Genomic DNA, 12,777 nt, shown 5'->3' with positions numbered 1-12,777 from the left:
GAACTAGCAGTGAACACGCGCGCCGCTTACAGGTCCCGGGCGGGCGCATGGTCCGCGCGGCACAGCCGCGCCAGCGCCGCCTCGTAGGCGCGCTGCTCGATGGTACGGCCAAGCAGGCAACTGGTTGCCGCCAGCGCCACCAGTGCCACGCCTGCGTCGGACAGGTCCACCACCAGCAAGGCCAGGCTCGGCACCGCGTAGGTGAACAGGGCCGCGACGAAGCGCGCCGTGCGCCCGCGCATGCGCTGCGTCGACGGACGCCCTTCCGGCGGGCTGAGTGCCTGCCAGCGCAAACCCTCGATCAGCCCCAGCAGCAGGGCGAGCACCAGCAACACCATGATCCACGGACGCGTGCCAGCTGCATGCGCGGCGCCGTCCTGCGCGGCCAGGCACAACCACAGCCACAGCCCGCCCGTGTACAGGGATGCCACCAACCGGCTCAGCGGCAGTTGCGCCGAACAGCGGGACACGCCGGCCGGCAGCCGGCGCCGATAGTTGTGCACCGTGTAGACCAGGCTGGCCGCGCTGCACAAGGCCAGGGCCGCGCCGGCCGCGCGGGTCGCCCAGAAGGTGTTGTCGCCACGAACCAGGCCAGCGACCGCCAGCATCGGCAGGTAGGCCGCCAGCGCCAGCAGCGCCTCGCGCGTGGGCCGGCTGCGGCGCGCCGGGAACCAGCCGTGCCACTCCGACAGCCCCCGCAGGTGCAGGCAGGCGACCACCAGCCCGGCGCTGACGAACGCCGCGCCGAGCGCCAGCGGCAGCAAGGCTTCGCTGCGACCGCCACGGTAGATGCCCAGCGCCAGCGCCAGGCCCAGCAACATCCACAGTCCATAGCCGGACAGCGCCAGCGTGCGCAGCAACGAGACCGGATAGGCCGGCGGCAGCGGATGCTCGCGCATCGCGCCGGAGACACAGGCCTGCATGTCGCTGGATGGGTGCATCACATCGAAGGCTCGGCGGCTGGGGGAAAACCGCGACCCGGCTCTCGTGCCGGGCCGTGCGACGGACTTGCGGCCGTCGCGGGCCGTACCCATGCTACACAAAGCTCCCACCCCAGCGGTATGCCATGGATCGCTACGAACGCATTCTGACCCTGCACCGGGTTCTCAAATCGGCGCATTACCCGGTACCGCTGGCGCGGCTGATGGACGAGCTGGAGTGCTCCCGGGCCACGCTCTATCGCGACATCGCCTTCCTGCGGGACGGCCTGGGCGCGCCGATCGAAAGCGCCGGCACCGACCAGGCGGCGTTCCGCTACGAAGTGGGCGAGGGCGAGCGCTTCGAACTGCCGGGGCTGTGGCTGACCTCCGACGAGCTGGCCGCGCTGCTGGCACTCAACGAGCTGATCGGCCGCTCCGGCCCCGGCGTCCTGGCCGGCGCGCTGGCGCCGTTCAAGGCGCGCATCGAGCGCCTGCTGACCGGGCAGGAGAAGGACAAGGCACTGCCGATCGAGCGCATCCGCGTGATCCCCTGGGGCGAGCGCAAGCTCGACCAGCAGGTGTTCCGGGTCACCGCCGGCGCGGTACTCGAGCGCAGCCGCCTGCGCTTCTCCTACCGTGCGCGGACCACCGACTCGGACAGCAAGCGCACGGTGTCGCCGCAGCGGCTGACCCACTACCGTGACAACTGGTACCTGGACGTCTGGGACCACGACCGCGAAGCCCTGCGCAGCTTTGCCGTGGACCGCATCCGCGACGCGCATGCGCTGGACGAGCCGGCGATCGACGTGCCCGAAACCGATCTCAACGAACTGCTCGCCTCCAGCTACGGCATCTTCGCCGGCAAGCCCAAGGCCTGGGCCACGATCCGCTTTTCCGCGCACGCCGCCCGCTGGGTCGCCGACGAACACTGGCACTCGCAGCAGAAGGGCGAGTGGCTGCCGGACGGGCGCTACGAACTCAAGGTGCCCTACTCCAAGTCGCGCGAACTGCTGATGGACGTGCTCAAGTACGGCCCGGATGCCGAAGTGGTGGCGCCGCTGCCGCTGCGCGAAGAGATGAAGAGCCTGCTGCACATGGCGCTGGGGGCCTACGGAAATCGGGAATCGGGAATCGGGAATCGTTAGGAGCAAGAGCCTGCGCGCTGCAACGTGTGGCCTTACGCTTCAAGAGCCGGGGCGACACCAAGAGGCCATTCGGTTGTGCGCAGCCGCCTTCCCGGCGAAACGGCAAGCACCATGTAGGAGCGCCCTTGGGCGCGACCGCGGAGCTCCGATGTGGCATGGCGGTCGCGCCCAAGGGCGCTCCTACGAAAGCTCAGGTCGGGCGCCCGTGGCGATCGCGTCCCGGTTGGCACGGAACCGCCTTTAAACGATTTCCGATTCCCTATTCCCCATTCCCCGCCCGTCAGGGATGAAACGGCCAGAACTGGGGAATCAGCCACATCGAGAGCGTGCAGAACAGCGCAATCAGCGGAATGCCCACCTTCATGAAATCGGTGAAGCGGTAACCGCCGGCGTAATACACCATGGTGTTGGTCGGATAGCCCACCGGCGTGGCGAACGAGGTCGCCGCGGCGAAAGCCACCGCTACCACGAACGGGCGTGGATCGGCGTGCGCCGCGTGCGCCACGGTCACCGCAATGCTGACCATCAGCACCACCGAGGGGTTGTGCCCCATCAGCTCGGTGAGCAGCGCGGTCAGCAGGTAGACCATCAGCAGCGCGGCCAGCGGACCGTGGCTGCCGACCAGCCCCATGGCGCCCTGCACCACCACCGTGGACAGGCCGGTCTTCTCGATCGCCAGGCCCAGCGGCAGGATTGCGCCGAGCAGGATGATGATCTTCCAGTCCATCCCCTCGTAGATGTCCTTGCGACCGAAGCAGCCGGTCAGCGCCATCGCCGTGGCGCCGCACAAAGCGGCGATCGGGATCGGCAGCCAGTGCATGCCCGAGGCGACCACCACCGAGACCATGATGGCCGCGGCGATCCAGGCCTTGCGCATGTTGCCGCGCGCGTCGTCACGCTCGGACAGCACGATGAACGCATCGTCGGTGCGCAGCTTGGGCATGCCGCCCTCGTCGACCAGCGCCAGCAGCACGTCGCCGACCGCCAGGTCGGTGTTGCTCAGCTTGTCGCGCAACACCTGGCCGCGGCGGTGCACGGCCAGCACGGTGGCGCGGTAGCGCCAGTCCAGGCCCAGTTCGGCCAGGCGCCGGCCCTCGGCGGGACTGCCCGGCGCGACCATCAGCTCGGCCAGCACGCGGGGGCGGTCGCCATCGCGCTCGTAGTGCTGATCGGGCGCGTTGCGCAGGCGCGCGCGACGCTGGAACTCCTCGATCTTCTCCCAGTCGCCACGCACCAGCAGCACGTCGCCGGCGGCCAGCTGCTGCTCGCGTGGCGACCACATGCGCCGCTCGCCGCGCAGCAGCTCCAGCGGATAGACACCGTACTTGTCGCCCAGCTGGGCATCGGCGATGCGCGTGCCCAGCAGCGGCGAGTCCTCGCCCACTACCAGTTCGGTCACGTACTTGCCCACCTCGCCGCCCTCCGGCAGCGCGGCGTCGATGTGCTTGGGCAGCAGCTTGCGACCGATCAGCATCATGTAGGCCATGCCGGCGACCGCCAGCAGCGCGCCCATCTTGGTGAACTCGAACACGCCAAACGGCGGCAGGCCGTGCTTCTGCGCCAGGCTGTCGGTGAGCAGGTTGGAGGAGGTGCCGATCAGCGTGCACACGCCGCCCATCTGCGCCGCATAAGCCATCGGCATCAGCACGCGCGCCGGCGAGGTGCCGGTGCGCTGGCACACGCGCAGCGCCAGCGGCAGGAAGGTGGCGACCAGCGCGATGTTCTTCACGAACGCGCCCAGCGGCGCGATCGCGAGCATCATCGCCAACGTCAACAGCCAGGGCTTGCGGATGCGCATCAACAGGCGTGTCAGCGGTTCCAGCGCGCCGGAGCGCTCGATGCCCAGGCTCAGCGCGAACATCGCTGCCACCGTCACCGTCGCCTCGTTGCTGAAGCCGGACAGCGCTTCCTCGGGCGTGACGATGTGCAGCACCACCAGCGCCGCCAGCGCCAACAGCGCGACCAGGTCGATACGCACCTTCTCGCTGGCGAAAAGCGCCATCGCGCCGACGATGATCGCGACCGTGGCCCAGGCCTGCCAGCTCATGCGCGCGCTCCGCGGCGACGTGAGGAGCCACCCGGGGTGGGCGTGCGGCGCGGGGCGTTCGGGCGGGTATCGGCTGGCATGGTTCCTTTTTGGGCTGCCTGGTCAATGGCGCGGACGCCGACGGACCATCATAACGGTCGTGGCCGCTGGACGTCCGGACGCAGACTTCACCACAGCCCCACGCTAACGTATCGTGAGGACTTGCTCTTCACAGGCTATCGCATGAGCCAGCCCGCAGCCGCGGATGTGCCGCGCCCACGTACCGTCGCCCTCGCATTGGGCGCCGGTGGCGCGAAAGGACTGGCGCACATCGGCGTGATCGAGGAGATCGAGCGCCAGGGCTATGTGATCGGCGCCATCGCCGGCTCCTCCATGGGCGCGTTGATCGGCGGCATCTACGCCATGGGCAAGCTCGACGTCTATCGCGACTGGGTCTGCAAGCTGGCGCGATTCGACGTGCTGCGGCTGGTCGACTGGACCTTCCGCGGCGGCCTGATCAAGGGCGAGAAGATCATCGAGACGTTGCGCGAGCTGATCGGCGACGCGCGCATCGAGGATCTGCCGCTGGCCTATACCGCGGTAGCCACCGACATCGACCGCGAGCGCGAGGTGTGGCTGACCCGCGGCCAGCTGTTCGACGCCATCCGCGCCTCGATCGCCATCCCCACCATCTTCCGGCCGTACACCATCGAGGGCCGCCGGCTGGTCGATGGCGCCCTGCTCAACCCGGTGCCGGTGACGCCGCTGATCCGCGAGCGCGCCGAGATCGTGTTCGCGATCAGCCTGGACGGCCCCTCTGGCGCCCTCGCCGCCCCCGAGCGGGATGCCAAGGCCGACCCCGGCGCCGAACCCAGCTGGCTCGACCGCCTGCTCGCGCGCGGCGAGGACAAGCCCGCGCGCGTGCCGGAACCCGGTGCACTGTCCCTGCTGAACCAGGCGATGGACCTGATGCAGTCCAACCTCTCGCGGCTGCGCCTGGCTGCGTACGAGCCGGACCTGCTTATCGAGATCCCGCGCGACGCCGCCGCAACCTATGAGTTCTACCGCGCCAGCGAATTGATCGAGCTGGGTCGGACGCGCACGCGCGAGGCGCTGGAACGGTTCGAGGCCGCGCGCCGGGGCTAGTTGCCGCCGTCAGTGCGGGCCGTGCGCGCTGAGGTAGTTTTCCAGGTAGGCCTTCAGCGCCACCGCGTTGTTGTGCTCCTCGTCGCGCGCGCCGAACAGCAGGGTCACATGGTGGTGGCGGGCCTTTTCGGCCAGCGTCTGCCAAGTCTCAGGGACGTTATCGAGCTCGCCCGCGTAGCGATGGCGAAACCCTTCCCAACGATTGGGCTCATGGCCGAACCACTGGCGCAGTTCGCGCGAGGGGCCGACGTCCTTCATCCACAGGTCGAGCGCGGCGTTGTCTTTCTTCAGCCCACGCGGCCACAGGCGATCGACCAGCACCCGGTAACCATCGCCGGGCGAGGGCGGGTCATAGACGCGTTTGACGGTCAGGCTCATGGCGTCCCCCTTGGAAGGAAACCTGCGCCAAGCTTACCCCCACCGGGTGAGCGGTACGCGAAGCGACGCGCCTCTTGTAGGAGCCCGCTTGCGGGCGATGCCCTTCTGTCGGGATTTTCGAAAAGGAGCATCGCCCGCAAGCGGGCTCCTACAACGGCAACGAGGCTCAGAGCTCCTCGACGCGGGTGACCTTGGCCCGGCGCATCAGCCAGGCGACGCCGCGCAGGTCGGCCAGGCCGACCCACAACCGATCGAGCATGCCGTACTTGGAGGTGCCCGCAGTGCGCGGGCGATGGCCCACCGGCACGCTGCGGCTCTCGAAACCGGCGCGTCGCACCAGCGCCGGCAGGTAGCGGTGCATGTGGTCGAAGTAGGGCAGGCGCAGGAAGATCTCGCGCTCGAACAGCTTCAGGCCGCAGCCGGTATCGGGCGTGGCGTCCTTGAGCATGCGCGAGCGCACCGCGTTGGCAATCTTCGAGGAGATGCGCTTGTTGAAGCTGTCCCGGCGTGTGGTGCGCCAGCCGGCGAACAGCTTCACTTCGGGCGGCGCATCCCGGCGCGCCTCGAGCAGGCGCGGGATGTCCGCCGGATCGTTCTGGCCGTCGCCGTCCAGGGTGGCGATCCAGCTGCCGCGCGCGGCGCGCACGCCGTTGGACACCGCGGTGCTCTGGCCGCTGCGGGTCACGTGGTGCAGCACGCGCAGCTCCGGATACTGGGCCTTCTGCGCGGCCAGCACCGCGCGGCTGTCGTCGGTGGAATCGTCGTCCACGTAGACGATCTCGAAGTCGGCCTTGCCGCGCAGGGCGGTGGCGATTTCCGCGAGCAGCGGCGGGATGTTGTCGCGCTCGTTGAACACGGGCACGACGACGGAAAGATCGGGCATGGGGCCAGTCCGGAGGAACGATATGGGCGGCGATTATCGCCGATGCGCGCCGACGGCGCAGGTTGAGATCCCTGTAGGAGCGCCCTTGGGCGCGACCGTGATGCATGGCGGTCGCGCCCAAGGGCGCTCCTACAGGAAAGGCCGATCAGCGCAGTTTGCCGAGGATGCCGTCCAGCTCGTCGTTGCTGTGGTAGTGGATGACCAGCTTGCCGCGGCCGCCACGGCCCTGCGCCAGCTCCACGCGCGCGCCGAAGCGTTCGCCCAGCTCGCGCTCGAGCGCGTCGACATTGGGATCGCGCGAGCCGCCAGCCTTGGCCTTGCCCTTGGGCGCGGCCTGCGCGCGGCGCGCGGCGTCTTCCAGTTCGCGCACGCTCCAGCCCAGGGTCGAGGCCTGGCGCGCCAGCGGTACGGCGATGCCTTCGTCCAGGGTGAGCAGGCAGCGGGCGTGGCCCATCTCCAGCTTGCCCTCGTCGAGCAGCTTCTTGATCGGCGCGGGCAAGTCGATCAGGCGCAGCAGGTTCGACACCGCCGCACGCGAGCGGCCGACCGCGTCGGCGGCCTGCTGATGCGTGAGGTCGAAATCGTCGATCAGGCGCTTGAGCGCATCGGCTTCTTCCAGCGGCGTGAGGTCCTGGCGCTGGATGTTCTCGATCAGCGCCATCGCCGGCACGGCGGCCTCGTCGACCGTCTTGACCAGTGCCGGGATCTCGCCCATCTGCGCGCGCTGGGCGGCGCGCCAGCGGCGTTCGCCGGCGATCAGCTCGTAGCTGTTGCTGCCGATGGCGCGCACCACCACCGGCTGGATCAGGCCTTGCGCCTTGATCGAGGCGGCCAGTTCGTCCAGCGCCTCCTCGTTCCAGTGCCGGCGCGGCTGGTACTTGCCCGGCTGGATCTGCTGGATCGGCAGGCTGCGCAGCTCGCCTTCCTGCTCCAGCGACGATGCGGCGCCGGCGCCGTCGCCGCCGAGCAGCGCGTCCAGCCCGCGGCCGAGTCCCCGTTTCTTCGCGGCGGCCATGGTTACTCCTGGTGGATGTCGGCGGCCGCGTCGAGCGTCGCGCCGGTATCGTGCATGTCGTTGAGTGCGGCCACGGCCGCCTGCGCGCCGCGTTCGCGGCGGATGATCTCGCCGGCCAGGCCGATGTAGGCGATCGCGCCGCGCGAGCTGCGGTCGTACAGGTGGATCGGCTGGCCGTGGCTAGGTGCCTCGGCCAGGCGCACGTTGCGCGGGATGATCGAGCGCAGCACCTTGTCGCCGAAGTGCTGGGTCAGCTGCGCCGAGACTTCGTTGCCCAGGTTGTTGCGCACGTCGTACATGGTGCGCAGCAGGCCCTCGATCTCCAGCTTGGGATTCAGCCGCTGGCGCACCGCCTTGACCGTGTCGAGCAGGCTGGAGAGCCCTTCCAGCGCGAAGTATTCGCACTGCACCGGGACCAGCACGCCGTCGGCGGCCGCCAGCGCGTTGAGCGTAAGCAGGTGCAGCGAGGGCGGGCAGTCGACCAGGATGGTCTGGTACCTGTCCGAAATCTTCGCCAGCTGTTCCTTGAGCCGGCTCTCGCGGGCGATCGCGTCCATCAGCTTGAGCTCGGCGGCGGTCAGGTCGCCGTTGCCGGGCAGCAGGTCGTAATGCGCCTCAGTGGCGACGATGGCGCGCTCGATCGGCGCTTCGTCCAGCAGCACCTCGCAGCCGTTGGGCTTGGCCTCGCGCTTGTCCACGCCCGAGGCCATGGTGGCGTTGCCCTGCGGGTCCAGGTCGACCAGCAGCACCTTGCGCTTGGCGGCCGCGAGCGCCGCCGCGAGGTTGACCGCCGTGGTGGTCTTGCCGACGCCGCCTTTCTGGTTGGCGACAGCGATGATACGGGCCATGGTCATCCGGTCGTGCAACAAAGGACAGGTAGATTAGCAGGGCGCGGCAGGGCCGGATTCACCCGGGCCCGCGCGGCCGATGACGACCAGGCTGCGCTCGGCGCCCAGCCCGGGCACGTCCAGCGCATGGATGGCCTGGACGGCGAAGCCGGGCGGCAGGGCGGCGATCTCGCTGGCCGACGGCTTGCCCTTCATGGCCAGCCAGCGGCCCGCCGGGGCGAGCAGGTGGCCGCCCCAGGCGAGCATGTCGGCCAGGCTGGCGAAAGCGCGGGCGGTGACGCAGTCGAACCGGCCCTCGACCTCCTCCACCCGCGACTGCACCGCGCGCACGCCGTCGAGCTTCAACGCACGGATCGCCTCGCGCAGGAAACGCACCTTCTTGCCGTTGGAGTCGACCAGCAACACCTCGCGCCCGGGCGCCGCGATCGCCAGCGGGATGCCGGGCAGGCCCGGGCCGGTGCCGAGGTCGGCCAGGCTGGCGCCTTCCACGTAGGGCAGGATCGCCAGCGAGTCGAGCAGGTGGCGGGTGACCATCTCGGCGGGGTCGCGCACGGCGGTGAGGTTGTAGGTGCCGTTCCAGCGCTCGAGCAGGGCCTGGTAGTCGAGCAGGCGCTCGACCGCGCCGGGTGGCAGCACCAGGCCCATTGCGGCCAGGCCCTGTTCGAGCCGGTGATGCAGGACGGGGCGGGAGCTCATGGACGGTCCGGGGGCTGGCAGGACCGCCCAGTATCCCCGGGTGGACGCGGCGAAGCCAGCGCCCTCAGGCCAGCTCCAGCTCCACCCGGGTGACCATCAGGCCGCGCTCGCGCAGCACGCCGTTCAATACGCGCTTGAGCCGGCTGCCCAGCGCGCGCTGGTCCGGTTCGGGCGCCGGTTCGCCGTGCAGGGCTTCCAGCGCGCTATTGCGGATCAGTTGCGCCGCCTGCTCGATCACTGGATCGACCCGCTCGGGCTCCAGCACCTGCCAGTAGACCCGGCCGCGGACGCCGCGCGCGTCGCCCAGCGCGTCCTGGAACTGCAGGATCTGGCCGGTCAGGTCGATCCGGTGCCCGGCGCGGTCCAGCCCCGGCCACAGCAGGTGCAGGCCCGGCTCGAGCAGGCGCGACTGGCCGCGGCGGTGGACGACCTGCACGTGCCCGGGCGGCACGCGGCGCAGCACGGCCGAAACCAGGCAGGGGAGGGCGATGGAGACCAGGAGCGCGATCATGGCGGATGGCCGGTGGGTTGCAGACGACTTGGCAGGGGTCCGATGCTAGGGCGGCCCGTGCCAGGCAGGATTAATGGCTTTTTAACTCCCTTGCCAAGCACATCGGCCGCCCGCTCCCTGCCTTGAGTGCCACGACGTGACTGCACGCACACTTCGCCCGCTTCCCGCCGCCCGGTGCCGATGAGCGACCCGGTGATGCTGGTGGTGATGGGGGTGTCCGGCTCGGGCAAGAGCACCATCGCCCGGCGACTCGCCGAGGCGCTGGGCTACGCGTTCCTGGACGGCGACGACCTGCACCCGTCCGCCAACATCGCCAAGATGAGCACGGGCGTGCCGCTGGAGGACGCCGACCGCGCGCCCTGGCTGGACGCGATCGCTGCGTGGATGCAGCAGGAGCTGGCGGCCGGGCGCAGCGCCGTGGTCGCCTGTTCGGCGCTCAGGCGGGCGTACCGCGAGCGCCTGCGGCAGGCCGGTCCGGCGGTGTTTTTCGTTTACCTGCAGGTCGACCACGGCGAACTGGCCCGCCGCATGCGCGGGCGCGAGCACTTCATGCCGCCAAGGTTGCTGGGTAGCCAGCTGGCGACGCTGGAGGAGCCGGAACGCGACGAGCCGGCACTGCAAGTCGATGCCAACGGCAGCATTGAGGCGACCGTGGCCAAGGCACTCGACGGCCTCGCGCAACAGGACCTGCCGCGCTAGCCGCGCACAGGGTGGGTTTCAGCCATCTCACCTGCAGGTGGCTCAAGCCCGCCTTGCGGCGGCAGCGGACGTCAGAACCGCCCGGCGCGGAAGTCGGCGATCGCCTCCTGGATCTGCGCCGGCGTGTTCATCACGAACGGCCCGTAGCGCGCGACGGTCTCGTTGAGCGGCCGACCAGCCACCACCAGCAGCCGCGCGGCGCTCGCGCCGGCACCCAGGGTCAGGCGGTCGCCCCCGGACAGCACCGCCAGCTCGCCGCGCGGCAGCGGTTCGCCACCGACCTCGGCCGCCTCGCCTTCGAACACGTAGGCGAAGGCGTGGTGTTCGGCCGGCAGGTCCAGTTCGAAGCGCGCGCCGGCGGCCAGCATGATGTCCAGGTACAGCGGCTCGGTGGCAACGCCCTGCACCGGGCCGATCGCGTCGCCCAGCCGCCCGGCGATCACCCGCGCCTGCACGCCCGGCGACGGTTCCACCTGCGGGATGCGCTCCGGCGCGATGTCCTGGTAGCGCGGCGCGGTCATCTTGTCCCCGGCCGGCAGGTTCACCCACAGCTGGAAGCCCCACAGCAGGCCGTTTTCCTGCTGCGGCATCTCCGAATGCAGGATGCCGCGCCCGGCGGTCATCCACTGCACGCTGCCGGGGCCGAGGTCGCCCTGGTTGCCGTGGTTGTCGCCGTGGCGCATGTGCCCGGCCAGCATATAGGTGACTGTCTCGAAGCCGCGGTGCGGGTGTTCGGGGAAGCCGGCGATGTAGTCGCCGGCCTGGTCGGAGCGGAACTCGTCCAGCAGCAGGAACGGGTCGAGCATGTCCAGGTTGGGCTGGCCGATGATGCGCTTGAGCTTCACCCCGGCGCCGTCGTTGGTGTCGATGCCGCGCACGCGGCGGGTGATGGTGCGTTGGCTCATGGAAAACGCCTCCGGCTTGGAAGGATGTCCATGAGCATGGGGCCGGTGGCCGACCGGGCCAAGCGTGGCGGCGTGAACGGATTGTTCGCCGAAAGCTTTCTGTAGGAGCGCCCCTGGGTGCGACCGGTGCATGGCGGTCGCGCCCAAGGGCGCTCCTACAGGGGACCCAGCCAAGCGAAAGCGCGACGCAGCTCGGCTTCGCCGTGGTCCATGAAGCACTGGCCGTGCGCCAGGAGGATGCGCTGCGGATGCCAGGCGAGCATGCGTTCGAGGCAGGCGCGCGCCTCGGCCTTGTGGCCCAGGTAGGTCAGGCGCATGTCCAGCGGCATTCTGCCTGCGGGCGCAAGCACGCCGCCGAAGCGCGCGAGCCAGCGCATCGGCGTGTCGAGGCGGTCGGCTTCGAAGTTCTCGATCAGGTCGGCCAGGATCAGCGTGGCGCTCGGGCGGTGCAGGAACACCACTTCCTCGATGGCCCGGCTGCCCTTGAATCGCAGCTGGTCGAGCGTGCCGGCCCAGGCCGACGGCGCGGTGTCCTCCAGGTCGGCGTCGAAGTGCACCTCGATGCGCTGGCTCGCGGCACGCTCGCGCACGCCCGGCGAAGCCCAGGCGACGGCCTGCGGGTAACGCCGCTTCCAGGCGGCCATGTGCGTGTAATGGATCTTGTTCGGCGAGACCAGGTGGCGCACCGGGCCGAGCGCGTCGACAGCCTCGAACAGGGACGCATCCGGCGCGATCGGCGAGTGGCACCACAGCCCGCCATCGGGCAGGCGCACCACCGTCATGCGGGTCGGGAACGGCGCGCTCATGCCCAGCGGCGCCGCCATGCGCACGATCGGGCCATCGGCGATCCAGAGGTCCGGCGCGACCGGCTTGAGCGTGTTGATCGGTGCGTAGAGCGCCGGACCGCCCACGCCGGTCAGTGCACCCAGTGGCCGCTACGCTGGCGCGGCGGCGGCGGCGCTTCCTCGCCCGGCGGCGGGGGCGTGCGGGCGAGCGCGGCCAGCTCCGCTTCGGTGGCCGGGTGCTCCTGCCAGTAGTGGTCGACCGCGCCCAGCACCGGCGCGACCTGCGCCAGGCACTCGTCGTATTCCTCGTCGGTGAGTTTCTCGAACTCGGCCTCAGCCGAGAGGATGCCCTCGTCCACTGCCAGCGCCATCACCGGACCGAGCATCTCCATCAGCTGCGGGTCCTCGGCCAGGCGCTTCTCCCACAACGCGGCACGCAGATCGATGCCGCGGCTGAAGCCTTCGCACCAGCCGGCCGCCGACAGCGCCGGGCCGGTGTCGGTATCGACTTCGCCCAGGATCGGCTCGTACGCCTCGACGTCCAGCTCGACGCGGATCGAGTCGTTCAACTTGGCCAGCAATTCCAGCACGCGGTTGCCTTCGGCCTCGTCGACGAAGGGATCGTGCAGCACCTCGGGCAGCCACTCGTCGGGCAGCACCTCGAGCGGGCCGACGGCGATCGCCGAGAGCATGCCGTGGACGCCGTCCAGTAACAGGCGGCCTTCGTCCGCGTGGCCGCGCAGATAACGGTCAAGCTCGTCCAGTTCCTCGTCGGTGAGGGAGCTGGGCCATTCTTCAGGCGGAGTGCTGTTCATCGTTC

14 protein-coding genes are annotated in these 12,777 nt (G+C 70.0%); 3 read left to right on the top strand and 11 right to left on the bottom strand.

The window, feature by feature from the left end:
* Positions 1-26: 26 nt before the first annotated feature.
* Positions 27-941 carry a hypothetical protein gene (locus ACFWZ3_RS11275; protein WP_439707827.1) on the bottom strand — a complete coding sequence of 305 codons (915 nt, stop codon included), beginning with the start codon at positions 939-941 and terminating at the stop codon, positions 27-29.
* 125 nt (positions 942-1,066) lie between these two features.
* On the opposite strand from ACFWZ3_RS11275, the gene ACFWZ3_RS11270 reads away from it, so the two are divergent.
* Entirely contained in the window at positions 1,067-2,065 is a 999-nt protein-coding gene (locus tag ACFWZ3_RS11270) for a helix-turn-helix transcriptional regulator (protein WP_439707826.1), read from the top strand.
* A 280-nt stretch (positions 2,066-2,345) separates the two neighbouring features.
* Here ACFWZ3_RS11270 and ACFWZ3_RS11265 read toward each other — a convergent pair whose 3' ends face one another.
* The gene (locus tag ACFWZ3_RS11265) at positions 2,346-4,112 is read right to left on the bottom strand and encodes an SLC13 family permease (protein ID WP_439707825.1); all 1,767 of its coding nucleotides are present in this window, start codon (positions 4,110-4,112) and stop codon (positions 2,346-2,348) included.
* Between the two features lie 222 nt (positions 4,113-4,334).
* Here ACFWZ3_RS11265 and ACFWZ3_RS11260 point away from each other — a divergent pair, with 222 nt between their 5' ends.
* Entirely contained in the window at positions 4,335-5,237 is a 903-nt protein-coding gene (locus ACFWZ3_RS11260; RefSeq protein ID WP_439707824.1) for a patatin-like phospholipase family protein, read from the top strand.
* 9 nt (positions 5,238-5,246) lie between these two features.
* On the opposite strand, the gene ACFWZ3_RS11255 is transcribed toward ACFWZ3_RS11260, so the two are convergent.
* The 6 genes from ACFWZ3_RS11255 to ACFWZ3_RS11230 form a co-directional block, all read right to left on the bottom strand.
* Positions 5,247-5,615: a DUF488 domain-containing protein gene (locus ACFWZ3_RS11255; RefSeq protein ID WP_209620593.1), complete on the bottom strand. Its 369-nt coding sequence runs from the start codon at positions 5,613-5,615 to the stop codon at positions 5,247-5,249.
* Positions 5,616-5,781: 166 nt separating this feature from the next.
* The gene (locus tag ACFWZ3_RS11250) at positions 5,782-6,498 is read right to left on the bottom strand and encodes a glycosyltransferase family 2 protein (protein WP_439707823.1); all 717 of its coding nucleotides are present in this window, start codon (positions 6,496-6,498) and stop codon (positions 5,782-5,784) included.
* 145 nt (positions 6,499-6,643) lie between these two features.
* A complete protein-coding gene (locus ACFWZ3_RS11245) occupies positions 6,644-7,513 on the bottom strand; it encodes a ParB/RepB/Spo0J family partition protein (RefSeq protein WP_439707822.1) in 870 nt (289 codons plus the stop codon).
* Positions 7,514-7,515: 2 nt separating this feature from the next.
* Positions 7,516-8,361, bottom strand: a complete 846-nt coding sequence (locus ACFWZ3_RS11240) for a ParA family protein (protein ID WP_439707821.1) — start codon at positions 8,359-8,361, stop codon at positions 7,516-7,518.
* Positions 8,362-8,394: 33 nt separating this feature from the next.
* Positions 8,395-9,057 (bottom strand): 16S rRNA (guanine(527)-N(7))-methyltransferase RsmG, encoded by a 663-nt coding sequence (gene rsmG / locus ACFWZ3_RS11235; RefSeq protein WP_439707820.1) that lies wholly within the window; start codon positions 9,055-9,057, stop codon positions 8,395-8,397.
* A gap of 64 nt (positions 9,058-9,121) precedes the next feature.
* Entirely contained in the window at positions 9,122-9,568 is a 447-nt protein-coding gene (locus ACFWZ3_RS11230) for an SPFH domain-containing protein (protein ID WP_439707819.1), read from the bottom strand.
* A 180-nt stretch (positions 9,569-9,748) separates the two neighbouring features.
* Here ACFWZ3_RS11230 and ACFWZ3_RS11225 point away from each other — a divergent pair, with 180 nt between their 5' ends.
* On the top strand, positions 9,749-10,267 hold the full coding sequence (locus ACFWZ3_RS11225) for a gluconokinase (protein ID WP_439707818.1): 519 nt from the start codon (positions 9,749-9,751) through the stop codon (positions 10,265-10,267).
* Positions 10,268-10,338: 71 nt separating this feature from the next.
* Here ACFWZ3_RS11225 and ACFWZ3_RS11220 read toward each other — a convergent pair whose 3' ends face one another.
* The 3 genes from ACFWZ3_RS11220 to ACFWZ3_RS11210 form a co-directional block, all read right to left on the bottom strand.
* Positions 10,339-11,172 (bottom strand): pirin family protein, encoded by an 834-nt coding sequence (locus ACFWZ3_RS11220; RefSeq protein ID WP_439707817.1) that lies wholly within the window; start codon positions 11,170-11,172, stop codon positions 10,339-10,341.
* A 155-nt stretch (positions 11,173-11,327) separates the two neighbouring features.
* Positions 11,328-12,083 (bottom strand): DUF4336 domain-containing protein, encoded by a 756-nt coding sequence (locus ACFWZ3_RS11215; protein WP_439707816.1) that lies wholly within the window; start codon positions 12,081-12,083, stop codon positions 11,328-11,330.
* Positions 12,084-12,088: 5 nt separating this feature from the next.
* Positions 12,089-12,772 carry a YecA/YgfB family protein gene (locus ACFWZ3_RS11210; RefSeq protein ID WP_209620611.1) on the bottom strand — a complete coding sequence of 228 codons (684 nt, stop codon included), beginning with the start codon at positions 12,770-12,772 and terminating at the stop codon, positions 12,089-12,091.
* Positions 12,773-12,777: the final 5 nt, after the last annotated feature.

It is taken from the genome of Frateuria sp. GZRR35 (genome assembly GCF_051900415.1).
Classification (GTDB): domain Bacteria; phylum Pseudomonadota; class Gammaproteobacteria; order Xanthomonadales; family Rhodanobacteraceae; genus Frateuria_A.
The sequence above is the reverse complement of the archived record's forward strand: the minus strand, read 5'-3'. Positions and strand labels throughout refer to the sequence as shown.